The following is a 22,955-nucleotide window of genomic DNA, read 5'->3' on the forward strand; positions in this document are numbered from 1 at the left end:
GCTCCCGCTCTCTGATCAGGAAGGCTGGCTGGAGGGCTGTCCCTGGGGACCCCGGCTCTCGTGGAGAACCGGGTACTTGGCGCTCATCTCTCCGTTGATCTCGATCCACTGGAGCTTGTCCTCCGGCAGGTCGACGTCCGCCCAGATGGCCTCGGGCGGGCACTCGGCGACGCACGCGTTGCAGTCGATGCATTCCTCGGGGTTGATGTAGAGCATCTCGGGGCCCTCGTGAAAACAGCTCACGGGGCAGACGTCCACACAGTCCGTGTACTTGCAGCCGATGCACTCGTCGGTGACGACGTACGCCATCTTCTCGGTACCTCCGCGATCTGTGTTCCCGGCGGTCGTGACCTTCCCGCCGCGGTTCGTGTCACAGGGGGTGTGACGCCCTCAGGCGTGGACCGGCGCGATCTCGGTCAGCCGGCGCATCCAGCCGAAGCGGTCGACCGCCTCGCCCCGGTGGATGCCGTCGAGCAGCCCCCGGAACCGCGCGGTCACGGGACCGGCCTCCCCGTTGGCGAACCGGTACTCCTCGCCCTGGTGACCGAGCCCGGTCACCGGCGCCACGCCCACCTCGGTGCCGGTGGCGAAACATTCGGTGACGGTGCCGTCGGCGATGCCCTTGAGGACCTCCGCCAGCTCCACCGGCCGCTCGACGACCGGTGTCCCGGAGTCCCGCGCCAGCTTGACGACGGAGTCGCGGGTCACCCCGGGCAGGACGGAACGGTCGAGCGCCGGAGTGGTCAGCACCCCGTCGATCACGAAGAAGGCGTTCAGGTTCCCGATCTGCTGCACGAAGCGGCCCTGCGGCCCGTCGAGCCACAGCACCTGGTCGTAGCCGTAGTTGGCGGCGACCTCACCGGGCACCACGCCCGCCGCCAGGGACCCGGCGTCGTTGACGTCACCGGTGCCGCCGGGCCAGGCCCGTACGTAGCCGTCGAGCGTCATCGCCCGGACCGGCTTCCCGGCCGACCCGGTCGGGTCGGCGACCCAGGCGAGGACGTAGAAGAGGCAGTGGTCGGCGGGCGAGGGGGCGAGGCCCGTGCCGTCGGCGGCGAGTACGGCCCGCAGGTGCAGGGCCGCGCCGGGCGTCTCGGGGAGCCACCCCTGGTCCAGCTCCACCAGAGCGCGGACGGAGGTCCACACCCGGTCGAAGTCGACCTGCGGCAGCGCGAGCCGACGGGCTCCGTTGTTGAGCCGCTTGATGTGGCTGTCAGGGCGGAACACGGCGACCGTGCCGTCCGCAGTCCGGTACGCCGTGAACGTGTCGACGACCGTCTGGCCGGCGAGCACGGCGGCGGCGGTGGGCCGCAGCGCCGGGATCGCGTCCCGGTCGGCCACGGTCAGTCCCTGCCAGGTACGGCGCTTGCCGGTCCGCATGAAGAAGGCGTGATCGGTGAGGACCGGCGCGGTCGACCCGTCCGCCTCCGGCCGCGGGCGGGGGGTGGCGGTGGGTGTGACCACCAGTTCGTTGCTCATGCGCGGACACCTTCCTTGTCCTTGAGGACGACACCCTCGATGTCGACCTCGACGTCTCCGATGACCGAGGCGACAAGACGCTCGACCCGGTCGAGGGCTCCCTCGAAGTGGATACGGGCGACCCGGTTGCTGAAGATGTCGTCCGGGTCGAGCACCGTGCCCGGCTCCGCCTCCGCGACCAGGTCGCGGAACTCGGCGGCCCCGGTGAACGGCTCGACACCGGTCAGCGTCCCGGCGTACGGCCCCGGCCGTGAGGTGGTGACGAACGCCAGGCCCGCGCTCACCGGCGACAGCGGCCCCGGCTCGTGCCGCAGCCCCCGGGCGGCGTCCGCCGCCGCGGCGCACAGGTCCACCCCCGGCCCGGCGAGCACGAGTTCGGGGATGTTGTCACCGGCGAGCCGGGCACCGACCTCGATCAGCACCGGCCGCCCGTCACGGTCGATCCGGGTCTCGATGTGGAACGGCCCCACCGACAGCTCGAAGGCCTTCACGACCCGCCGGGCGAAGTCCTCCAGGAGCACGCCGTGCGGCGACTGCGCCGGGGCGGTGGCGATATGACCCATCTCGAAGAAGTCGGGCTCCGCCGAGAGGAACTTGGTGGTGACACTGGCCAGATGGGGCCCTCCGGCGTCCACCCAGCCGTCCAGGGAGAACTCCGGCCCCTCGACGTACTCCTCGACCAGGGCCGCCCGCCGCGGGTTCGGGTGGAACTTCACCTCGCCGGGGCCGTGGACGGTCGCGCAGGCCCGCGCGTACTCCTCCTCGCCACGGCAGAGGCTCACCATCAGACTCCCGCCGCAGTCGACGGGCTTCACCACGACCGGGAAGGGCAGCGGACAGGAGGCCGCGGACCCCGCCTCCACCAGCACCGAGCGCGGGAAGGCGACATCCCGCTCGGCGCACCACCGGCGCATCACGTCCTTCTGCCGCACCGCCTCGGCCGCTTCCGCGCCCAGCGCCGGAAGCCCGAGCGCCCTGGCCAGCTCGGCGCTCTCCGGCACCACGTACTCGAAGCCCGCGACGACCCCGGTGGGCCGCACCCCGGACTCCGCGACGATACGGAGCAGGTCGGGCACGCCCCGGTCGGGATGCCAGTCGACGACGGTCGCGGCCGCCGCGACCTCCGGCGGCAACAACTCGGGGAACTGGGTGGGGATCAGACAGGGGATCCCCGACGCCACCACCCGGGCGGCGAGCCGGACCCCCGCCGACAGGGGCTGGACGACGATCAGCACGGCAGGACCTCCGACGACGCTCCGGCGAGGAACCGCTCGTCGTCCCCGAGGAAACCCCAGTCGGGAGCGGGAACGGGCAGCCGCCGGTCAGAGCGGGACATGAACAGGGTGCGGCGCGCCCGGAGTTCGGCACCCCGCAGTGACTTCGCGCGGTACGAGGTGACCCCGAGGTGTACGGCGTCGAGCCCCCGCTCCAGGGCGAGCCGCAGCGGGCCGTACACCGTGGCCTCGAAGTACTCGCCGGAGGCGCCGTGCCCGGCGGCGTAGTCGCAGCCGAAGACCCGCATGTGCAGGGTGCGGCCGTGGACGATCCCGAGCGCGAACGCGGCCGGCCTGTCCTCGGCGTCGAGCACCTCGGTGATCACCACGTCCTCACTCGCGGCACCCTCGGCGCCACCGCCGATGCTCAGACAGCGGCGCAGATAGCGGATCGCGCCCTCCTCGCTCAGCTCCTCGCCGTGCCGGGCCTGCACCTGCACGACCAGCGGCGCGTACCGCTCCAGATCCGCCGGATCGGCCGCCACGCTCCGCGACCGATAGCCGGCGGCGGCCAGCCGCTTCAGGTCACGGCGCACCAGCGAACGCCGGGAACCGGGCAGCGCCGCCACGTGCTCGGCGAAGTCCGCACCGCGCAGCCGGACCACGGCCGTCGGCAGACAGGGCGTCGCGACGGTGGCGAAGCCGGGCAGCGCGGCGAGCGCGTGGGCCTCGTCCTCCGGCAGGTACCACCAGGAGACGTGTCCGGCGCCGCGCTCCTCGGCCCGATCGAGGAGGCGGTCGCAGAGGGCGGCGAGGAGCCTGCCGCGGTCCCCTTCGGACAGGCCGGGGCCGATCAGCAGCCGGTTGTCGTACCCGGTGCGCGATCCGGCGAGGACCTGTACGTCGGGGGTGTACCCGAGGAGCGTGGTCTCGTTGTACAGCGGGTTGCTGTCGCCGCCCGACGCCGTGTGGAAGGGCACGAGCCCACCGGTCCGGCCGCTCGCCCCGTCCTGGCCGACCAGATACGCCGTGTCGAAGCCGCGGTCGCCCTCCTGGGAGACCGTCCAGCGCCGGGACGAGTAGAAACCGCCCTCGTCCAGCCACGATTCGTCGGTCCCGGCAGGCCCGAGGTGGGAACGCTCTCCCACCACGAAGGGGGTCAGGGTGTCGTCCATGCCTCGTCCTGCCTCTCGGTCGTGTACGTCCCCCTGGCCAGCACCCAGGTGGCGACGACGCTCAGCACCGCGACCGCGGTGGCCGCCACCGGGGCCGTGGTGAAGAGGAGCAGAAGGGCGGCGGCGCCCGCGCCGATCGGGATGGTCCCGAAGGCGAACGTCCGGTACACGGCGTTCACCCGGCCCAGCATTCCCTCGGGCGAGACCAGTTGACGTCTCGTCAGGGAGTGCACGTTGTAGAACGCCATCGCCGCGCCGTACACGAGCATGCTCGCCAGGAAGGCCGCCGCCCCCCAGGCGCCGAAGCCCAGCGACCAGAGCGCCGCGAGCAGTGCGGCCTGGGAGACGAGCAGCGCCCACACCCAGGACCGGGCGCCGTCCCCGCCGCCGTACCGCGCGGTGGCCCTGGCGCCGATCACACTGCCGATGCCCGCCGCGCTGAAGCCGAAGCCGAGGAACGCGACCGAGTGGTCCGCCTCCTGCACGACGGCGATGAACAGCACGCTCAGGGCGACCTGTTCGGCCAGATTGAACAGAGAGCCCGCCGCAACGAGGCGCCGCAGCGGGTCGGACGCCGCGACAGCGGCGAACCCGGCGCGGATGGAGGCGTTCTCCCGGGTGGCCCGGTTCCGCGAGGGCTTCTGGCGGGCCCGCAGAGCCGCCCCGCCGAAGAGATAGGAGACGGCGTCCAGGGCGACGGCGAGACCCGGGCCGAGGCCCGAGACGACCAGACCGCCGATGGCCGGACCGGCGGTCTGCGAGACCGCGTTGACGGCCGCCAACTGCCCGTTGGCGCGTGTCAGGTCCTCGGTCTCGACCGTGTCGGGGACGTACGCGAGAAGGGACGTGTCGAACAGCGCGGTGAACGCGCCGAGCAGCACGGCCGCCGCGAACAGCGTCGCGTAGTTCAGCCACGCGGCCGCGGCCAGGGTCACGACCAGTCCCAGGACCACGGCCCGCGCGAAGTGGGACGCGTAGAGCAGCGGCGCCCGGTCCCGCAGATCCGCCAGCCTGCCCGCGAACGGGGTGACGAGGAGGACGGGAACGAACTGCGCTCCACTCAGCAGTGCGATCTGCGACGGGGACGCCTTCAGGTCGGCGGCGGCGAGCACGGGCAGCGCGACCAGGGTCAGTTGCGAACCGGCCGAGGACACCGCCTCGCTCACCATGAGCGCCTGGAAGGCGGCGGGGAGCCGGCCTCGCCGCACCGGCGAGGCCGTGGTCCGGGCTGTCTTGCGCATCACACCGTCCCGGTCGTCGAGCCGGTGGCGGCCTTGCCCACGTGCAGCGTGAACACCATCGGGACGGGCCCGAAGTTCTCCAGGACCCGCAGTCCTTCGGCCTGGGCCGCCCGGCCCGTGGTCACACAGGCGTCGTACTCACCGGCCGCGCAGAGGGCGGCGGCCCGGGAGTTGCTGCTCGCGAGGGACACGGTGCCCCGGTCGGCCACCAGACAGCTGGGAGCCGGGTGGGAGACGATCGTACGGACGTCGGTGTCGTCCGACCGGCCCGCGAGGACCATGTCGTGGGTGTCGAGGATGAAGCTGTCGACCATCTCCAGACGGTGGAGGTTACCGAACACGAGGTCGTGCAGCCGGGGGTAGACGGCGCAGGCGAGTATCGCCTCGCTCCCGTCGAAGCCCATGACGTCGAGCCCGTCCTCCACCTCGGAGTGGAGCAGCACCGTCCCGGCGACCCCGCGCTCGGCGAACCAGTGGTGCGCGGCCTTCTCCAGGTTGGTGCCGGAGGGGCCGAGGGTGTGGATTCTGGTGACTCCCGACAGCGTCCCGTCACGGTCGGCCTTCAGCGCCGTGCTGTCGCTCATGCGTGTCGTCCCTCGCCCTCGATCGTGGCCGCTCCGGCGTTCCCGGTGACCGGGAGCAGCCAGCCGTGCGTGTCAGGTGTACGTGCGTGCTGGACGTCCAGCAGAGCGGTGCGGAGCCGTTCGGTCACCGGGCCCTCCTTGCCGTCACCGACGATGAGGTCCTGGCCGCCGGTGCCGAGCCGGCCCACGGCGACGACGACGCCGGCCGTCCCGCTCGCGAACATCTCGGCGAGGCCGCCGGAGCGGATCCCGTCACGGACCGCGTCGATCGACGTCGGCTCCTCGGAGGCCGGCAGGCCGAGGTCGTCGGCCAGGGTGAGGAGCGAGTCACGGGTGATGCCCCTCACGATCGTCCCGTCGCACGGTGGTGTGGTCAGCCGGGGCCCGTCCTCGCCGCGCCAGACGAAGAAGACGTTCATGGTGCTGAGCTCCTCGACCCAGCGGCGTTCCAGACCGTCGAGCCACAGGGCCTCGTCGTACCCGGCGGCCTGGGCCTCGGTCCTGGTCAGCAGGCTCGCGGCGTAGTTGCCCGCGCACTTCGACTCGCCGGTCCCGCCCCGCACCGCGCGCACCGTCTCCGTCGCGGCGGTCACCGCGAGCGGACGGAAGTCGCTCCCGAAGCAGGGGTCGGCGGGGTAGGCCAGGAAGACGCACCGGTAGCTGCGCGAGGGCCGGAGCCCCATCTCGGCCTCCGTGGCAAGCAGCAGCGGCCGGAGGTACAGACTCTGCCCGTACCCGGCGGGCACCCACCGCTCGTCCGCGGCGACCAGCTCGGTACAGGCCCGGGTGAACAGCTCGACGGGCATCTCGGCCATCGCCAGCCGCGCGGCCGAGCGCCCGAGACGGCGCCCGTGGTCGGCCGCCCGGAACAGGGACACCGATCCGTCCGCGCCCCGGAAGGCCTTCATGCCCTCGAAGACGGCCTGCCCGTAGTGGAGCCCCAGGGTCGCGGGATCCATCTGCAGCTTGTCGTACGGCTCGATCCGCGGCTCCGACCAGCCGCTCCCGGACTCCCACTCCACGACGGAGACACGGCCGGTGGAGTGACGGCAGAAGCCGGGGTCCCGGAGGATCCGGTCGAGGCCGGGCGGAACCTGCGCGCCGGGCACGGCGGACGGGGGTGTCTCAGACATGGACCTCGGAACCCCACAGACCGATCGGTGCCAGCGGGCCGCCGTACCGGTCGGGCTTGCTCTCCGGGCGCCGCAGGAGCGTCCCGTAGAGGAAGTCCACGGCGCCCGTACGGTAGGCGTCGTCGTCCTCGGTCGTCTCGATCTCCTCGATCCGCCGCACGAGTTCGCGGACGCATTCCACGATCTCCGCCTTGGCCCCCAGGGCGCGCCGCCCCTGCCCGTCCTCCGTGAACAGCCCGTGCGCGGCCAGCCAGGTACCCAGCGCGAACCCCGTACCGGAGTCGAAGTTGCGCAGCGGCTCGGGCTGCGCCGGGTAGCGGAAGAGCCGCTCCAGAAGGACGTACTCGAAGACGACCGGACCGAACGGCACGTCCTCCTCGAAACAGGCGATCGCCGTCTTCATGTCGACCTTGAGCTCCTCCAGGAGCCCGGGCCGCCACTTCGTCTTGAGCGACAGGTGCTGGTCGAGCGGCCGGGGTCCGGTGTGGTGGAAGTAGTCGTGCAGGTAGCCCCAGACGCACCTGGCCTGGTACACGTCCTCGGGGTCGATCCCGGGGGAGACGAGCCCGGTGTCGCCGGCGAACGGAGACGGGCCGCACAGGCGCTCGGTGATCGCCAGGGTCTGGGCGTAGATGTCGACGTGCCGGTTGAAGAAGAACCAGGCGAAGTTCTGGTGTGTGCACCGTGTCGCCGCTGGGATGTTCTCGGGGAAGAACACCACGCAGTTGCCCTCGCGCAGTCCCCGCGAGGCGGAGAGCAGCCGGGTCGACTGGAAGACGGCCTTCGGGTGCGGATACACGTCCTGCAGGTACGGCGTGCAGTCGGGGTCCTGCCGGACCACCGAGAACGCCTCGATGTGGACCTCGTGACGGTCGCTGTTGGGGAGGATCACCGGCCCGATGTACGCGGCGGCCTCACCGTCCTGGGGAGCGGGCACCGCGTCCCGGGTGGCGTCGAAGTTCGGCACGCCCTCGCACCCGGTCTCCGCCCACACCGCCAAGTCGGCGAGTGTGGCCGATATCTGACGGTCCGACAGGAACCCCGAGAGCCCCTCGACGGCTGCACGCACCTCGTCGAGGGCCGCGATCGGATCCCCGTCCCTCTCGCCGCTCCGCACCTCGCGGAAACGGTCGACGGCGGGCACAACTCGACGTTCGAAATCCAGAAGCTCGGCAACGGTACGCGGACCCACTCCACCCCCCACAGCAATGGCCCCATACACGGAGCCGTGGGCCCCGTTCGTCACACCTACGTCGTCACACCTATGTCAAAGCACTGCCGGTCGCCTGGGACGCTAACACTCCAACTCGGCTTGAAACAATGGATGTTTGAAGATCGTGGCATCAACTCGTCGACCTGCGCAGATGCGCCGGGGCGCACCGGAGCGCGCCGGGGCCGCATCGTCGGCCGTGTCGTCATCTCCGCGACGGTGCGCGGAGCGCCGCACGAGCCGCTCCGTACGCCACGGCGGGGTCGGGGTGGGGCGTGGCGGCCGGCTGCCAGGTGCCGTAGCGCTCCACGTACGGGTGCCAGAGGCGGTCGGGGCCGTACCGCAGCTGGACCCGCGCGGGCGCGTCGGTGAGGTGGTTGTGGTGGCGCTCCACGGGTGAGGTGGGGGAGGGGCGGAGAGGCTGGACGGCATGCTCGGCGGCGGCGAGCAGGTCGGGATCGGCCGGCTGCGGCGCGAGGAAGGTGGCGACGCCGGGCCGCCCGCCAAACCGGTGGGCCGTGGCCAGAAGTCTCATCCGGCCGACAGGCAGGTCGAGTTGGGCGGCGGCGCGTTCCTGATGGGTGTCTCCGGTCCGGGCCACGAAGCGGGCGATGTCCGCGGTGACGTCGTCGACGCCGTCGGCTCGGTCGGTCCCGGTGTCTTCGGCACCGGCCCCACCGACGCCGGTGCCGACGCCGGTGCCCGTTTCGCCGTCGTCGAGGAGGGTGGCCGCGCGGAGCGCCGCGTCGGCGACGAGTGCGCGCAGCGCGTCGAGCCCGGGAAGCGGCGCCGGTGGCGGCTCGGTGTGGGTGTCCAGTACGGAGATGAGGTCGGGGGAGGTCACGACGAGCCTCCCAGGCCGACGAGATCCGCGAGTTCACGGTCGGAGAGCCGGGCGATTCCGGCGTCGCCCGTGCCCAGGACCGTTTCCTGCAAGGCCCTTTTGTGCGTGAGGAGTTGGTCGATCCGGTCCTCGATCGTGCCGCGGGTGACGAGTCGGTGGACGGTGACGGTGTGCCGTTGCCCGATCCGGTGCGCGCGGTCGGAGGCCTGGTCCTCGACGGCGGCGTTCCAACTGCGGTCGAAGTGCACGACGTGGCTGGCCCGGGTCAGGGTGAGACCGGTGCCGCCCGCTTTGACGGACAGCACGAACAACGGCGAGCGGCCCGCCTGGAACGCGTCGACCAGTTCCTGCCGCTGCCGGGTGTCCAGACCGCCGTGGAGGAACAGCGGGCGATGGCCGAGGTGTGTCAGGTGCTCGGTGAGCAGTCGGCCCATCGTCACGTAACTGGTGAAGACGAGCGCCGCCTCGCCGCGCGAGGTGATCGTCTCGGCGAGCTCGGCGAGCGCTTCCAGCTTGGCCGACCGCGCGGTGAACTCATCCACCCGGGCCGGGCCCGGGTGTTCCTCGCCCCAGTAGTGGGCGGGGTGGTTGGTGATCTGCTTCAGGGCGGTGATCAGCTTGAACACCAGGCCGGAGCGGGCGAGGGACGGGGAGTGGGCGAGCTGTTCCATCGTCTCGCGGACGACGGCCTCGTAGAGGGCGATCTGCTCGGCGGTGAGCTCGACGATCCGCCGGGACTCGACCTTCGCGGGCAGCTCGGGGGCGACATGGGGGTCGGTCTTCCGGCGGCGCAGGAGGAACGGCGCGATCAGCCGGGCGAGGGCGCGCGCGGCAGGACCGTCCGGGTCGCGCTCGGCGGCGGCCGCGTACCGCGAGCGGAAGGTCTTCAGCGGCCCGAAGAGTCCGGGATTGGCCCAGTCGAGCAGCGTCCACAGCTCGGAGAGGTTGTTCTCCACCGGGGTCCCGGTCAGGGCCAGGCGGTTGGCGGAGGTGAGTCCGTGCAGACGGCGGGTGGTGGAGGAGGCGTGGTTCTTGGCGTGCTGCGCCTCGTCCGCGATCACCAGGTCCCAGGCATGGGAGCCGAGTTCGTCGTCGCGTCGCAGCACGCCGTACGTGGTGAGGACGACGGTCCGCTCCCCGGCGAGCTCCAGGCTCCGCCGGGTGCCGTGGTAGACGGTGACATCGAGCTGCGGGGCGAACCGACGGAACTCCCGCTCCCAGTTGGTCACCAGCGACGAAGGGCACACCACGAGGACCGGGCCGCGCTGCCCGTTCTCGTACCGGTGCAGGGTGTACGAGATGGCGGTGAGGGTCTTGCCGAGCCCCATGTCGTCGGCGAGGACGGCGCCGAACCCGATCCCGCCGGTGTGCGCGAGCCAGGAGAGTGCCCGTGCCTGGTAGGCGCGGAGTGTGGCATCGAGCCCGGCGGGGGCCGGAACGGCGGCGGCGTGCTCGCCCCGGCGCAGGATGTCGACGATGACGGCGAGGTTCCCGCCGGCCCGGCACTGCACCGTCCGGCCGTCGACGTTCACGGTGCCGGTGAGGGCGGCGGTGAGGGCGTCGATCCCGGCGAGGGGGCCCAGCGCCCGACGGCGTACGCGCGCGACCGTGAGGGGATCGAGCAGCACCCACCGGCCCCGGACCCGGACGAGGGGGCGGGCGGCCTCCGCGAGGGCGTCCATCTCGGCCTCGCTCAGCACGTCGCCGCCGAGTGCGAGCTGCCAGCGGAAGTCGAGCAATGCCTGGAGGCTGAAGCGGGGTGCGCCGCCGGCGGTGCGGGTGCCGGGATCGCCGTCCGATCCGACGGCGTCCTCCGTCCCGACGACCGTATGGGCGGACAGCAGGTCGCGCAGACCGGACGGCCACCGCAGCACCACACCGTCGGTCGCCAAGTCGGCTTCGGCGGCAAGGAGTTGAGTGATCCCGGACGTGTCCGCCACCAGTCGTTCGGGCGAGGAGAGCAGTCCGTTCAGGACCGCGCAGCCACGGGCCGCACGCTCAAGGCGGCGCCGTACGCGCTCCCGCAGGTGGTACGGCTCGACGCCCGCCACCGGATCCCGCGCGATGCCGAGCAGGCCGGCGGCGATCTCGCCGTCCGGCTCGTCCCGGTCGACCACGACCAGCAGGCGGCCGGTGAGTCGCCCGGCGGTGGCTTCCTCCTCGGACGGTTCGGCGAACTCGACGACGAGGCCGGTCGGTGGTCCGGGGCTCAGCCGGTCCTCGACCGCGTCCAGCCAGGGCCGTACCCGCTCGGCCTCCGCTTCGGGGAGCGGACTGCCGGTCGGCGCGAGGAAGGGGCCGGTGCCGAAGAGGACCGCGGCCGGAGGGCGCAGCAGTGTGTCGGCCAGCGCGTCGAGGAACCACGCCACGGCGTCCACCGCGGCCGGATACCGGCCTCCGTCGGCCACGGCATGGGCGCGGGGCGACATACGGCGGGCGAGGTCCTCCGCGGCGCGTGCGGTGGCGTCCGGCAGCGGTCCCATGCGCCAGCGGTCCACCCCCTCCGGGGTGAGCGCCGGCTGGACGAGCCCCGCGGCGACGGTCCGGAGCCCGAGCCGGGCCGCGTGCTCCCACTCCGCCGCCGTCGGATGCCACCCGGCGGCCCGGTCCCGGCGCAGCAGTACGGGGACGGCCTGGGCCAGCGGAACCCGCCAGCCCACCACCGGTACGGGCCCGGGAGCCGGACGCACCAGCAGCGAGCGGCGCGCCGGTGACAGCGGGGCCGGAAGCTCGACGCCCGGCATGGGAGCCCCGTCGGCCCGGTGGAGCAGTAAGCCGGCCGGTTCGCTGTCGGCCGGGAGGAAGGAGACGGCGCACCCGGCCGCGAGCGCTTCCGCGATGACGTCGTTCATCCCGACCCGCGGCACCGGGCTCGGTACGGGCGGGCGGGCATCGGCGGCGCCCGCCGCCCGAGGCCGCGGGCTGGGCGCGGCGGGGGGCCGCGGCGGGGGCACGGCGGACGGTCGCGCCACCCGCGCCGGGGGAGTGGACTCGGCGTCGAGAGCGACCAGTTCCTCCATCAGCGCGGACGCGGCCGCGCGACGTGCGTCCGCCCGCACCTTCGCCCGGCGGGTGACGGACACCTCCGCGCCCGTACGGGCGAGCGTGCAGGTGTAGGTGCACGTGACGCTCTTCGGCGCGGTCGCGAACGTCGACTCCGGCTTGGAGATGACCTCCAACTGGGTGTACTTGTTCAGGTACTTCACCGGATCCTGGCCCGTCGGCACCGGCTGGATCCGTACCGACCGGGACGGGCCGCCGTCGCCCGCCGCCCGCTCCTCCGCCGGCTCCGGAAGCCCGGTGAGTTCCGCCAGGAGGGCGACCGCGCCGAGGTGCGCGGCCTGCCGCCGGTCGCGTGCCGTGCGCTCGGCGCCGTCGAGGGTACGGCCGTCGGCGCCGTCCCAGCTCCACCGGCAGGAGAATCCCCCGGCCGACGCGACCACCGTGTGCCGGGGCTCCGCGCCCCGTTCGTCCGCGTGCCAGCGCAGCAGTGTGGCCGCCGAGGACTGCATCCGCGCCGCGAGGCGGAGGGCGTGAACGCGCAGCTCCCGCCACGCCTGCCCCTGCGTGCCGAACAGCAGGAGATGGACGTCCCGATGCCGCAGCCGCGCCGATCCCGACCTGCGGACGACCTCCGCCGTCAGCTCCTCACCCGGTTCGCCGGCCGCCGACACCCGCGTGCGCAGCAGCGCCTCGAAGGCCTCCGTCCTCATGCCGGGCAACGTCAGCCGCCCGCCGGCGGTTTCCCCGGCCGGTCCCGCGACCCCGGCGAGCCGGTGGAGCATCGCATGGGCGGCGGACCTGCGGGCGAGCGACTGCGTCGGCGCGCTCCGGGCCGGGCCGGTCACCTGGGCGTCGCCGGGGCCGAGTCGTACCGCCGCCGTGTGCAGGACGTGCCCGTCCGGCAGGTGCTCGGCGGACTCGTCGTACGTCAGCGGGGGCCAGAACTCCAGCTGCGCGTGCGCCGTGAGGATCTGCTGGGGTACCTCCGGCGTGTCCGTGAGTCCCTCGACCGCGAGGCGGCGGGCGGTCAGCCAGGCCGGGTGGTCGTCGGTCACGAGGAGGAGCATCCGCAGGTCCCGTTGGGTGAGCCGTCCCGACCGTGCCAGGCTTTCCGCCTCGGACACGACGTCGGGATCGAACCGGCCCGCCACGACAGCCCTCTTGGCCCGCTCGTGCCACGCGGGCCGCACTGCGGTTCCCGCGGGAACGGACCGGCGGATGTCTTCGGCCGACTGAGAACGACCAGCCAAGAGGGGACCCTCCGTACACATAACGTGATGAGACGTGCGCGCTCAGTATACGGAGGTGAGGAGTTCGCGATCTTCCAACCGTCGGGGGACCGACCGCAGTTGCCCGGGAGCGCGGAACTGCCCCGCACGCCGGGGGCGTACGGGGCAGTCCGTGCGGAGTCGTCCTGTCGATCAGCCGGGGATCGGCGCTCCGACCGTGGCCTGGGCGTCGACGGCGGACGTCCGGCCGGCCAGGACCTTCTGGGCGAGGAAACCGAAGACCACGCCGAACACCGCCCACAGCACGGCCTGGACGGCGAGCGAGGCCACCCTGAACTCCCAGAGGAGAGCGGCGGGGAAGCCCGCCTTGACCGCGTCGTCGTTCGCCGGGAGCAGCGCGAAGGCGACGCCCGTCACGACGATGAACCCCGCCGCGGCGGCCAGGGTCGCGTTCCAGTTGCCCAGACGCGGTGCGAGTCGCCGTCCCGCGATCACCGCCGCGAGCCCGAGCAGCACGCTGAGCAGGATCATCAGGAAGAACAGCGTGGTGCGCTTCCCGATCGTGTCCGGGTTGCCGACGGCCGGCGGGGTCGCCGGATACTTCAGGAACGGCACCAGATAGACGGTGGTGAACGCCGCCGCCGCGGTCAGCGCCGCGGTCGCCCGGGGGCTGAACCGGCCGACACGGCCGAGCGCGAAGGAGAACGCGAGCGCGGCGATGCCGCCGAGCGCCACTCCGTAGACGAGAACACCCGTGGCCAGGCCGAAGGTCGACTGGACGGGGCGGCTGACCGCCTCCTCTTCCTCCGCGGCCTCGGCGGCGGCCGTGCCACCGTGACCGGCGTGCGCCGCCGGCGCGGCGTGCGCCTCCTGGGCGGCCTGGGCCTCCTCGACCGCGATGGCGCCGTTCACGGGCGGTTCACCCACCACGTAGGCGACGGCGAAGGCGAGGAGACCGGCGATCAGGCCCGCGAGCATGCCGCGGACCAGCAGGGATCTGACAGTTGAGGCGTGCATGTGCGGATCGCCTCTCAGTGGCAGGGGAAGCCGAGCAGGTGACGACCGTCGTGCACCCACTCGTGCACGTCGGAGCCCGCGATCAGGGAGGTGGCACCCTGCTCGGCGCCCACGAAGTACAGCGCGATGAGCGCGAGAAGGCCGACGAAGAACGCCCAGGGAAGGACGGCCCGCACGGGCAGCGGGGCCGGAACGGCCACGGAAGGGGCGGAAACGGCAGCGGAGACGACAGCCTCGGCCATGATGGAACCTCCTGCGGGAACTCGCGTCCCAGACGGTGGTGCAGGACGACGGTCCACGGGTCTGACTTGCCGCGACGACGCCCCCGTGAACGGAAGGGCGGCACCCGGCATACAGTGGCGCGACCGTGCCGGATTCTCACCGGACTTCCGTCTCGCCGTCGTCACGCTCTTCAAATGTCGCCCGACCGTACCGCGCACCGAGGGCGTCGCCAAGGGCGTGAGGCCTGAATCACCTTCGCACGCCCCCTCGGGGCGGGCCGTCGGCCCGGCGCTACCCTTGGCGCCGCCCCAGGCGCCGACCGAAAAGGAAGCCGATGACCGTCCGGCTGACGCTGATCTCCCCCGCGACCAGCGGAGCACTGCGAGACGTCGGGTTCGACGACGACAGTCCCCTCGACCCCGAGGGAATCGCCCGTGCGGAATCCCTGGCGTCCGCCGTCGGCCCGTCCTCGCGCGCCTACTCCTCGCCGTCCGCGCGCTGCCGACGCACGGCGGAGGCCCTCGGTCTCCCGGCGGAACCGGTGACCGAACTCGCCGGCTGCGCCATGGGACGGTGGAGGGGACAGACCCTCGCGGCCGTCGCCGCCGCCGAGGAAGCCGCGGTCGGCGCCTGGCTGTCCGACCCGACGGCGGCCCCGCACGGCGGTGAGTCCCTGCGCGCACTGCGGGTACGCGTCGGCGCCTGGCTCGACGGACTGCGGGCCGACTCGGGACGCGTCACGGTCGTCGCCGAACCGGACGTCATCCGCGCCGCGCTGGTCCACGCCCTCGGGGCGCCGGACGAGGCGGCCTGGCGGCTCGACGTACGCCCCCTGACCGCCGTCCACCTGAGCGGCCGCGCCGAGCGCTGGAACCTGCGCGTCGGCGACCCTCTCGTGCCCGCTCAGACCCCGACCGCCACGGGTCAGGCGGCCGGGCGCTTCCACTCGCGCAGCAGCAGATAGCCCAGGTACGCGCCGCCGACGGCCATCGTGTACAGGCCGACCGGCAGGTTGTCGAAGAGCGGCAACTGCTGTGCGGTGAGGTCGGCGAGCACCAGGAGCAGGGCCCCGAGCAGGGTGGACATCACCAGGTGCGGGCCGCCGCTGCGGGTGACGCGCTTGGCGATCTGCGGCGCCGTCAGGGAGACGAAGGCGATCGGCCCCGCCACACTGACGGCCCCCGCGGAGAGGACGATCGACAGCGCGACCGCCCAGGTGGCGGTCCGGCCGGGGCGGGCACCCAGACCGGTGGACAGGTCGTCGCCCATCTCGCCGATGCTCAGCGGCCGGGCGAGGAGCGCCGCGAGCGGCAGGGAGACGAGCAGCACCGTCCAGATCGTCGCGGCGTCCTCCCAGGAGCGGGCCGAGAGGCTGCCGTTGATGTAGGCGGTCAGCGCGCTGGCCTTGTCCCGCTCGACGGAGTACACCACGTACTGGGTCAGCGCCGTCGCCATCGCGGCCACGCCGATGCCGGCCACCACGAGCCGTCCCGGGCTGCGGAACCCGGTGCCCGTGGCGAGGAACACGACCACCATCGCGATGATCGCGCCGAGCAGGGCGCCGACGGCCACCGGCAGGACGTCGGGCAGGAACAGGGCGGCGGCCGCCGCTCCCGCGCCGGCGCCGGCGCCGAGCCCGATGACATCGGGACTGCCGAGCGGGTTGCGGGTGACGGACTGGAACAGGGCCCCGGACAGGCCGAAGGCCGCACCGGTGGCGATGGCCACGACGAGCCGGGGGCCGCGCAGCCGGTTCAGGACGAACGCGTTCTTGCCCGTGGCGTCGCCCGCGAGGGCCGACGGCAGATCGGGCAGGTCGATGCCGAGCCTGCCCATCGAAAGGGTGGCCACGGCCGCCGCGCAGAGCAGCAGCAGGGACACCACGGCGGCGATCACGGAGGAGCGGCGCACGGGTACGGCGACCCAGGGGCCGATCCGCAGCACACCACGGCCGGCGGGGCGCGCCGGGCGCGGCTTCGTCACCTCCGGGCTGTCCGGAGTGTCGGTCCGGTCGGCGGTCTTCATCCCGCTCCCCTCATACGGCGAACGGCGAACAGCAGGGCGGGCGCACCGACGAAGGCGGTGACGACCCCGACCATGAGTTCCTGCGGGCGCAGCAGGACCCGGCCGATGACATCGGCGAAGAGCAGCAGCGTGGGCCCCGCGAGGGAGGTGAAGAGGATCTGGGCCCTGAAGTCGGCGCCCACCAGCGCCCGGACGACGTGCGGCACGGCGAGGCCGACGAAGGCGATGGGGCCGACGGCCGCCGTCGCGGCGGCGGCGAGCAGCGTCGCGGCGAGCAGCCCCGCGCCCTTGACGCGGGCGGGACTGATGCCGAGGGAGGCGGCCTTGTCGTCGCCCATCGCCATGGCGTTGAGCCCCGGCGCGAGCAGCAGGGCGAGCACGAAGCCGACCGCGGCGAACGGCAGGACCGCCCAGAAGGCGTCGAAGCCGCGGCCGCCGAGCGCGCCCACCACCCAGTAGCGGTAGGTGTCGAAGACCTGTGGCTTGGACAGCGCGACGGCCTGGATGAAGGCGGCGAGGACGGCGGAGAGCACCGCGCCGGCGAGTACCAGGCGGACCGGTCCGCCACCACCGCCGGCGGTGCCGACGAGGTGGACGACGACACCGGTCGCGAGGGCGCCGACGAGGGCCCACCAGATGGTCTGCTGCTGCCCCGAGGCACCGAGGAACGCCGTGGCGGCGACGATGGCGGCGGACGCGCCCGCGTTGATGCCGAGAAGTCCCGGCTCGGCGAGCGGATTGCGCGTGATGCCCTGCATCAGGGTGCCGGCGACCGCGAGGCAGAGACCCGCGAGCACACCGAGGACGGTGCGCGGGTAGCGGCTCTCGACGACGGTACGGGTGTACTCGTCGCCGCCGCCGGTGACGACCCGCAGGACATCGCCGGCGGACGTGGGCTTGCTGCCGAACATGACGCTGGCGAGCAGCGCGAGGGCGAGCAGCGCGAGGGCGAGCAGCGCCAGACAGAGGACGGCGGCCATGACATGCCGGGCAAGGCCCCGCCGTACAACGGCGGGGCCCTGACCGATCCGGGAGAGTGTGGTCACGCTGGGACCGCTGTTACTTCCCGGCCTTGGCGACGGCCTTGTCGATCATCGGCAGGTAGCGCTCGATGCTGTACGGCACCGTCAGCGGGTTGATCATCGAGGAGGCGGTGACGAACGGCGTGTCGTGGCTGTAGACGAGCGCGCTCTTCTTCACGGCCGGGATGGCGCCGTACAGGGGCTGCGCCTCGATCTCCTTGCGGGACTTCTCGTCCATGTAGAAGGTGAACGCGATGTCGCTCTTCGAGAGCTTGTTGGCGTTCTCCAGGCCGATCAGGGCGGAGTCGGTGCCCTCGGTCTCCTTGAAGGTGTTCACGATCGGATCGACCTTGAGGCCCAGCTTGGAGACCATGGCCACGCGCTGCTCCTCGGGCTTGAAGACGCCGAGGGTGCCGGGGCCGGTGTTGTAGATGTACGAGAACGTGACGTTCTTGTAGTTGGGGCGGGAGGCGGCCGCGTCGGCGAGCTGCTTGTCGATCTTCGACTCCAGCTCCTTGGCCTTCTCCGGCTGACCGAGCGCCTTGGCGATGATCTCGATCTGCTGGTCCCAGTTCGTGCTCCACGCCTTCTCGGGGTAGGCGACGGTCGGCGCGATGTCCTTCAGGATGTCGTACTGCTTCTGCGTCAGGCCGGACCACGGGGCGAGGATGACATCGGGCTCGAGCTCGGTGATGGCCTCGATGTCGAGCTCCTCGCCGCCCTTGAACTGCTTGGGCAGCGTGGCGCCGGACTTCTTCACCGCGTCGTGGATCCAGGGGAGGTAGCCGGTCTTGTCGCTGCCCCAGGGGTACTCCTCGATGCCGACCGGGACGTTGCCGAGGGCGATGGCCGTCTCGGCGGAGCCCTGACCGAGTGTCACCACGCGCTTCGGCTTGTCCTTGATGACCGCGTCGCCGAGGGCGCTCTTGATGGTCACGGGGAAAGCGCCCGCCGAGGCCTTGCCCGCCGACCCTGCCGCGTCGTCTTTCTTGTCGTCCGAGCCGCACCCGGTCACCATCAGGCCGAGCGAGACCGCGGCGGCGCCCGCCACGAGAACGCGACGGCGAAGGGGGGTGAACACAGAAGGCATGGTGGATCCTTGTCTCCGGGCAGGGGGGATGTACGAGGCTCCGACTGACGGCCCCACAGACGGACGTCTCCGGGGCAGCGGCCAACTCGGTGCTTGTTAGGTGAGCCTAACCTATTCCTGACCGGGGTTGAGCGCCAGGGGTTCGATCTCGATGTGATCGACACGGCACCCGGCCGGAGTCCCTACGGCGCGACGGCCTTCCGGAGGGTCCGCAGGCACAGCGAGAGGGCCGTGTGCTTGGGGGTGCCCTGGTCGCGCGCCTGCATCCAGGCCGCGTAGAGCAGCGCCCACATGACGTCCTGGAGCCAGCCGGCGTCGACCTCGGGATCGAGCGTCCCGTCCTTCTGTCCGCGCCTGACGAGGGCCAGCAGGGCCAGGTCCGCCGCGGACTCCTCCTCGATGCCGGACCATGCCACGAACTGCGGTACGTCGTACAACAGCAGCAACCGGTCGCCGAGTTCGAAGTACTCCAGGCAGAGCCGCTCCATCGCCTCGGGCGCCGGCCCGTCGCCGAGCCGTGCCCGGTCGGCCGCCGCGTCGACCCGGTCCCGCACGTCCGTGCCGATCGCGGCTAGCAGGTCGGAGCGCTCGGGGAAGTAGCGGTGCACGGTGGTCCGCCCCACCCCGGCCGCCTCGGCGACATCGCCGAGCGAGGCGCTGTGGTCGGCGGTGAGCACGGAGACGGCGGCGTCGAGGATCGCGCGCCGGGTGCGGGCGCGGGTGGCGCTCTCGCGGGTGGCCGCGCCGTGCGCGGGAGTGTCGTCGGACCCCATGCGCACACGGTAACCCCTCATACCGTTTGGGAAACCTTTTGACCTTTCTGGAACAGGAATGTTCCATTGTGGGTATGTCCACCTCCCTCGCGCCCCGCCTGAGCATCCTGTGGTCCTTCGCCCGCCCGCACCGGCGCACCCTCGTCCAGGGCCTGGCCCTCGCCCTGGTCGCCTCCGCCCTGGGCCTCGCCACGCCCATGGTCACCAAGCACGTGCTCGACGCCCTGGGCAGCTCGTCCTCGCTCACGGGACCCGTGGCGGCGCTCCTCGTGCTGCTCGTGGTCGGCGGCGCCGTGTCCTACTGGCAGTGGACGCTGCTCGGGGCGCTGGGGGAGCGGGTGGTCCTCGACGCCCGCGAGTCGATGGTGCGGCGCTTCCTGCGCGCCACCGTGCCCGGCGTGACCCGGAGCCCGACCGGCGAGCTCGTCACCCGCGTCACCTCCGACACGGTGCTGCTCCGCGAGGCCGCCGCCTCCTCCTTCGTCGGCCTGATCAACGGGGCCGTCATGCTGGTGGGCAGCCTCGTCCTCATGGGCTTCCTCGACCCGGTGCTGCTCGCCACCACCGTCGCCGCCGTCGTCCTCGTCGGCGTGGTCTTCGCACTCCTCATGCCCGGCATCGCCCAGGCGCAGCAGCAGGCCCAGGACCACGTGGGGCGGCTCGGCGGTGTCCTCGAAGGCACCCTGCGGGCGATCCGTACCGTCAAGGTCAACCGCGCAGAGGAGCGCATGACCGAGCGGATCCTCACCGACGCGCGCGCGTCGGCCGAGCACGGGATCCGGGCCGTCCGCCGAGAGGCGCTGGCCTGGACGACCGCCTGGTCCGGCGTCAATCTGGCCATCATCGCGATCCTCGCCGTCGGCGCCTGGCGCGTCGGCGAGGGCCGGCTCGAAGTGTCCGGTCTGATCGCCTTCCTCCTCTACGCCTTCGCCCTCATGGACCCGATCACCGAACTCAGCCAGAACGTGACCACCCTGCAGTCCGGCATCGCCGCGGCCGAACGTATCCGGCAGGCCGACGCCCTGCCGACCGAGCACACCTCCCCGTCCTCGGGCGAGGGCACGGTTCCCGGCGCACGCACCAGAGCCTCCGGTGTACGGGCCGAGGCTTCCGGCGGAGACAGCGAGGCGGCCGGTGACGACATACCCGTCCTGGAGCTGCGGAACGTCACCGCCGCCTACGGTCCCGACGCCGCCGCGGCCGTACGGGACGTCGACCTCGTCATCCCCCGGCGCGGCCACACCGCCGTCGTCGGCCCCTCGGGAGCGGGCAAGACCACCCTGCTCTCCCTGGTCCTGCGGTTCCTGGAGCCGACCGGCGGTGAACTGCTCCTCGACGGGCGGCCGTACCGCGACCACGCCCATGCCGACATCCGGGCCAGGCTCGCGTACGTCGAGCAGGACACCCCGGTGGTCCCCGGCACGATCCGCGACAACCTGCTGCTCGCCCGCCCCGACGCCACCCCGGAGGAACTGCGGCGCGTGCTGCACGACGTACGGCTCGCGGAGAAGGTCGACGCGCTGGACGAGGGCCTGGACACGCCCCTCGCCGCGGCGAACGTGTCGGGAGGGGAGCGGCAGCGCATCGCCCTGGCCCGGGCGCTCCTCGCCACCCCCGACGTCCTGCTCCTGGACGAGGCGACCGCGCAGTTGGACGGCCTGACCGAGGCGGCCGTGCAGGAGTGCGTGCGCTCCCGTGCGGACACCGGCGCCGTGGTGACGATCGCCCACCGCCTGTCGACGGTGGTCGACGCGGACACCATCGTCGTCATGGAGGCGGGCCGGGTCCGTGCGCGGGGCCGGCACGAGGAACTCCTCGCCTCGGACACCCTCTACCGCGACCTGGTCGAGTCCCTGCGCATCGCCGCGCACACCGGCGCCTGAGGACAGGAGGGGCGGGTGTTGCCGCGCCGGCCCGGCGCGGCAGCACCCGCCCGTGCCGCTCAGGTCGAGGAGACCGGTCGCTCGCGCGCCAGGTCGGCCGGTGCCGGTTCGAGATGGCCGTGCACCCGGCGCAGCAGGGAGGCGAGTTGCTCGCGCTCCCCGGCGTCGAGGGGGGCCAGGATCTCGTCGTCCGTCCGCGCGATCTCCGCGTTCAGACTCCGGAGCGACGTCTCGCCCTCCGGGGTGAGCCGCACGACGACACGGCGCCGGTCCGCGTCGTCCCGGACGCAGTCGACCTGTCCGATCCGGACCAGGTCGTTGACGACCTTCACCAGGTCGCTGGCGTTCATGGCCAGCCGGGTGGCGAGGGCCGTCTTCATCTGCGGGCCGAGGTCGGCGAGCAGCGCCATCACGGTGAGGTGCCAGAGCCGTAACCCCCGGGCCTCCAGCGTCTCCGCCAGGCGGCGGCGCGCGGCCCTGCCGACGGCGTGCATGAGATACGCGTTGAGGTCGAGCACGCTGGGCGGCGTCATGCTCTGCGAGGGCGGCGTGATGGTGCGGGAGGGCGGGGCCACCCCCGGGACCGCACCAGGGCCCGGGTGCGTACTCGTGCCCGCGCCTGTCAGCGCGTCGAGGGTCAGGTCGGTGTTCGCGAGTGACCCGAAGACCTTCGCCCAGTCCATCGGCACGCTCGCGATGCCGACGACGGCGAACGTCGCCCCCGAGAGGTCGTGCGCGACACCGGAGACGACCGGCTGTTCCATCGGCTGCTCCTCACTCTCCCCGCTCGTCAGGGGCGGCCGGTGAGGTAGCCGCCCATGGAGGTGAAGTACTCGGTCGCGGGCAGCTCGCGGCCGTCCTCCGTCCGGACGCGGGTGATGGCCAGGCCGTGGTTGCGGCCGGTGCGCGCGTCGGCGCCGGCGACGATCACGACACCCTCGCCCTCGCGGTAGAAGACACGGCCGGGCGTGCCGCCGTAACGGCCCTCGGAGACCACGGCGGAGAGGACTTCGAGGCGCTTGCCCCGGTGGAAGGTGAAGGCGCTCGGGTAGGGCGCCGACTGGGCGCGGACCAGGCGCTCCAGGACGTCGGCCGGCCAGTTCCAGTCGATCCGGATGTCCTCCTCGGCACGCTTGTGGAAGAAGCTGGCCCGGGAGCGGTCCTGGCGGGTGAACTCGGCCTGGCCGGAGGCGATCTGGTCGAGTGCGCCGATGGTGACCGGGGCGATGAGGTCGACCGTCTTGTGGAAGAGGTCGGTGGCCGTGTCGGTCGGTCCGACGGGCACGGCCCGCTGCTGGACGATGTCGCCGGCGTCGAGCACCTCGTCCATCATGTGGGCCGTGACGCCGACTTCGGTCTCGCCGTTGATGAGGGCCCAGATGAGCGGCGAGAAACCGGCGTACTTGGGCAGCAGCGAGTCGTGGATGTTCAGCGTGCCGTGGCGGGGCAGGTTGTAGATGTGCGGCGGGATCCACGTACGCCAGTTGTTGGCGACGATGATGTCCGCGTCGGCCTCCTTGAGCCGCGCGAACAGCTCTTCGTCGTCGGGCCTGTTGCGGATGACGACCGGGACGCCGTGCTCCTCCGCCAGGTCGGCGACCGAGTCGCTCCAGATCTTCTCGTAGGCGTGCTCGCTCTTGGGGTGCGTCACGACGAGAACCACGTCGTGTTCGGAGTCCAGGAGCGCTTGGAGGGTGCGATGGCCCCAGGTCTGATAGCCGAACATGACGACCCGCATCGGGTTCCTCCTCGGAAGAGCGATTGACCGCCAGCAAGTAAAGCAAGGCTTACCTAACAGTGCAACTGGCTTG

General features: G+C 72.5%; 20 protein-coding genes and 1 riboswitch. Of the genes, 2 read left to right on the forward strand and 18 right to left on the reverse strand.

Translation table 11 applies throughout. The features are described from left to right. Positions 1–15: 15 nt before the first annotated feature. The 12 genes from OG514_RS29190 to OG514_RS29245 form a co-directional block, all read right to left on the reverse strand. On the reverse strand, positions 16–309 hold the full coding sequence (locus tag OG514_RS29190; RefSeq protein ID WP_266899929.1) for a ferredoxin family protein: 294 nt from the start codon (positions 307–309) through the stop codon (positions 16–18). An 81-nt stretch (positions 310–390) separates the two neighbouring features. Continuing rightward, entirely contained in the window at positions 391–1,479 is a 1,089-nt protein-coding gene (locus tag OG514_RS29195) for an aminotransferase class IV (protein WP_266899931.1), read from the reverse strand. Continuing rightward, a complete protein-coding gene (locus OG514_RS29200; protein WP_266899933.1) occupies positions 1,476–2,714 on the reverse strand; it encodes an acetyl-CoA carboxylase biotin carboxylase subunit family protein in 1,239 nt (412 codons plus the stop codon). The genes OG514_RS29195 and OG514_RS29200 overlap by 4 nt, the downstream gene beginning before the upstream one ends. Beyond that, positions 2,708–3,868 (reverse strand): GNAT family N-acetyltransferase, encoded by a 1,161-nt coding sequence (locus tag OG514_RS29205; protein WP_266899935.1) that lies wholly within the window; start codon positions 3,866–3,868, stop codon positions 2,708–2,710. The genes OG514_RS29200 and OG514_RS29205 overlap by 7 nt, the downstream gene beginning before the upstream one ends. Beyond that, entirely contained in the window at positions 3,853–5,109 is a 1,257-nt protein-coding gene (locus OG514_RS29210; protein ID WP_266899937.1) for an MFS transporter, read from the reverse strand. The genes OG514_RS29205 and OG514_RS29210 overlap by 16 nt, the downstream gene beginning before the upstream one ends. Continuing rightward, entirely contained in the window at positions 5,109–5,693 is a 585-nt protein-coding gene (locus OG514_RS29215) for a bacilysin biosynthesis protein BacA (protein ID WP_266899939.1), read from the reverse strand. Before OG514_RS29215 ends, OG514_RS29210 begins: the two co-directional genes overlap by 1 nt. Beyond that, positions 5,690–6,826 carry a branched-chain amino acid aminotransferase gene (locus OG514_RS29220; RefSeq protein ID WP_266899941.1) on the reverse strand — a complete coding sequence of 379 codons (1,137 nt, stop codon included), beginning with the start codon at positions 6,824–6,826 and terminating at the stop codon, positions 5,690–5,692. Before OG514_RS29220 ends, OG514_RS29215 begins: the two co-directional genes overlap by 4 nt. Next, positions 6,819–7,970, reverse strand: a complete 1,152-nt coding sequence (locus OG514_RS29225) for a DUF6421 family protein (protein WP_266899943.1) — start codon at positions 7,968–7,970, stop codon at positions 6,819–6,821. The genes OG514_RS29220 and OG514_RS29225 overlap by 8 nt, the downstream gene beginning before the upstream one ends. A 271-nt stretch (positions 7,971–8,241) precedes the next feature. After that, the gene (locus OG514_RS29230; protein ID WP_266899945.1) at positions 8,242–8,880 is read right to left on the reverse strand and encodes a hypothetical protein; all 639 of its coding nucleotides are present in this window, start codon (positions 8,878–8,880) and stop codon (positions 8,242–8,244) included. Then, complete coding sequence (locus tag OG514_RS29235; protein ID WP_266899947.1) at positions 8,877–13,007, reverse strand: DEAD/DEAH box helicase; 4,131 nt, start codon at positions 13,005–13,007, stop codon at positions 8,877–8,879. The genes OG514_RS29230 and OG514_RS29235 overlap by 4 nt, the downstream gene beginning before the upstream one ends. Positions 13,008–13,304: 297 nt before the next feature. Beyond that, the gene (locus OG514_RS29240; protein WP_266899949.1) at positions 13,305–14,129 is read right to left on the reverse strand and encodes a CbtA family protein; all 825 of its coding nucleotides are present in this window, start codon (positions 14,127–14,129) and stop codon (positions 13,305–13,307) included. A 14-nt stretch (positions 14,130–14,143) separates the two neighbouring features. Beyond that, positions 14,144–14,371, reverse strand: coding sequence for a CbtB-domain containing protein (locus OG514_RS29245; RefSeq protein WP_266899951.1), 228 nt, complete (start codon positions 14,369–14,371; stop codon positions 14,144–14,146). A 59-nt stretch (positions 14,372–14,430) separates the two neighbouring features. Beyond that, positions 14,431–14,520, reverse strand: a riboswitch (cobalamin riboswitch). A gap of 165 nt (positions 14,521–14,685) precedes the next feature. Between OG514_RS29245 and OG514_RS29250 the strand changes: the two genes are divergently transcribed. Further along, positions 14,686–15,315, forward strand: a complete 630-nt coding sequence (locus tag OG514_RS29250) for a histidine phosphatase family protein (protein WP_266899953.1) — start codon at positions 14,686–14,688, stop codon at positions 15,313–15,315. Here the strand turns inward: OG514_RS29250 and OG514_RS29255 are convergent. The 4 genes from OG514_RS29255 to OG514_RS29270 form a co-directional block, all read right to left on the reverse strand. Further along, positions 15,276–16,376 carry an iron chelate uptake ABC transporter family permease subunit gene (locus tag OG514_RS29255; RefSeq protein ID WP_266899955.1) on the reverse strand — a complete coding sequence of 367 codons (1,101 nt, stop codon included), beginning with the start codon at positions 16,374–16,376 and terminating at the stop codon, positions 15,276–15,278. The two genes, OG514_RS29250 and OG514_RS29255, sit on opposite strands and share 40 nt — an antisense overlap. After that, the gene (locus OG514_RS29260; RefSeq protein ID WP_266901002.1) at positions 16,373–17,356 is read right to left on the reverse strand and encodes an iron ABC transporter permease; all 984 of its coding nucleotides are present in this window, start codon (positions 17,354–17,356) and stop codon (positions 16,373–16,375) included. Before OG514_RS29260 ends, OG514_RS29255 begins: the two co-directional genes overlap by 4 nt. 79 nt (positions 17,357–17,435) lie before the next feature. Continuing rightward, positions 17,436–18,488 (reverse strand): iron-siderophore ABC transporter substrate-binding protein, encoded by a 1,053-nt coding sequence (locus OG514_RS29265; RefSeq protein ID WP_266899957.1) that lies wholly within the window; start codon positions 18,486–18,488, stop codon positions 17,436–17,438. Between the two features lie 182 nt (positions 18,489–18,670). Continuing rightward, on the reverse strand, positions 18,671–19,261 hold the full coding sequence (locus tag OG514_RS29270; protein ID WP_266899959.1) for a TetR/AcrR family transcriptional regulator: 591 nt from the start codon (positions 19,259–19,261) through the stop codon (positions 18,671–18,673). Positions 19,262–19,335: 74 nt separating this feature from the next. Here OG514_RS29270 and OG514_RS29275 point away from each other — a divergent pair, with 74 nt between their 5' ends. Continuing rightward, the gene (locus OG514_RS29275; RefSeq protein WP_266899961.1) at positions 19,336–21,144 is read left to right on the forward strand and encodes an ABC transporter ATP-binding protein; all 1,809 of its coding nucleotides are present in this window, start codon (positions 19,336–19,338) and stop codon (positions 21,142–21,144) included. Between the two features lie 59 nt (positions 21,145–21,203). Here the strand turns inward: OG514_RS29275 and OG514_RS29280 are convergent, their stop codons facing one another. Beyond that, positions 21,204–21,908, reverse strand: coding sequence for a MarR family winged helix-turn-helix transcriptional regulator (locus tag OG514_RS29280; protein ID WP_266899963.1), 705 nt, complete (start codon positions 21,906–21,908; stop codon positions 21,204–21,206). 26 nt (positions 21,909–21,934) lie between these two features. After that, the gene (locus tag OG514_RS29285; protein ID WP_266899965.1) at positions 21,935–22,882 is read right to left on the reverse strand and encodes a methionyl-tRNA formyltransferase; all 948 of its coding nucleotides are present in this window, start codon (positions 22,880–22,882) and stop codon (positions 21,935–21,937) included. Between the last annotated feature and the right edge of the window lie 73 nt (positions 22,883–22,955).

This window comes from Streptomyces sp. NBC_00572, assembly GCF_026341815.1.
Lineage (GTDB): Bacteria > Actinomycetota > Actinomycetes > Streptomycetales > Streptomycetaceae > Streptomyces.

Bases quoted from the DNA above. Each gene is read 5' to 3' on its own strand.
- OG514_RS29210 (WP_266899937.1), bottom strand. From the start codon at position 5,109: ATGCGCAAGACAGCCCGGACCACGGCCTCGCCGGTGCGGCGAGGCCGG.
- OG514_RS29220 (WP_266899941.1), bottom strand. From the start codon at position 6,826: ATGTCTGAGACACCCCCGTCCGCCGTGCCCGGCGCGCAGGTTCCGCCC.
- OG514_RS29245 (WP_266899951.1), bottom strand. From the start codon at position 14,371: ATGGCCGAGGCTGTCGTCTCCGCTGCCGTTTCCGCCCCTTCCGTGGCC.
- OG514_RS29260 (WP_266901002.1), bottom strand. From the start codon at position 17,356: ATGGCCGCCGTCCTCTGTCTGGCGCTGCTCGCCCTCGCGCTGCTCGCC.
- OG514_RS29280 (WP_266899963.1), bottom strand. From the start codon at position 21,908: ATGGAACAGCCGGTCGTCTCCGGTGTCGCGCACGACCTCTCGGGGGCG.
- OG514_RS29270 (WP_266899959.1), bottom strand. From the start codon at position 19,261: ATGGGGTCCGACGACACTCCCGCGCACGGCGCGGCCACCCGCGAGAGC.
- OG514_RS29195 (WP_266899931.1), bottom strand. From the start codon at position 1,479: ATGAGCAACGAACTGGTGGTCACACCCACCGCCACCCCCCGCCCGCGG.
- OG514_RS29190 (WP_266899929.1), bottom strand. From the start codon at position 309: ATGGCGTACGTCGTCACCGACGAGTGCATCGGCTGCAAGTACACGGAC.
- OG514_RS29215 (WP_266899939.1), bottom strand. From the start codon at position 5,693: ATGAGCGACAGCACGGCGCTGAAGGCCGACCGTGACGGGACGCTGTCG.
- OG514_RS29265 (WP_266899957.1), bottom strand. From the start codon at position 18,488: ATGCCTTCTGTGTTCACCCCCCTTCGCCGTCGCGTTCTCGTGGCGGGC.
- OG514_RS29285 (WP_266899965.1), bottom strand. From the start codon at position 22,882: ATGCGGGTCGTCATGTTCGGCTATCAGACCTGGGGCCATCGCACCCTC.
- OG514_RS29205 (WP_266899935.1), bottom strand. From the start codon at position 3,868: ATGGACGACACCCTGACCCCCTTCGTGGTGGGAGAGCGTTCCCACCTC.
- OG514_RS29240 (WP_266899949.1), bottom strand. From the start codon at position 14,129: ATGCACGCCTCAACTGTCAGATCCCTGCTGGTCCGCGGCATGCTCGCG.
- OG514_RS29250 (WP_266899953.1), top strand. From the start codon at position 14,686: ATGACCGTCCGGCTGACGCTGATCTCCCCCGCGACCAGCGGAGCACTG.
- OG514_RS29275 (WP_266899961.1), top strand. From the start codon at position 19,336: ATGTCCACCTCCCTCGCGCCCCGCCTGAGCATCCTGTGGTCCTTCGCC.
- OG514_RS29255 (WP_266899955.1), bottom strand. From the start codon at position 16,376: ATGAAGACCGCCGACCGGACCGACACTCCGGACAGCCCGGAGGTGACG.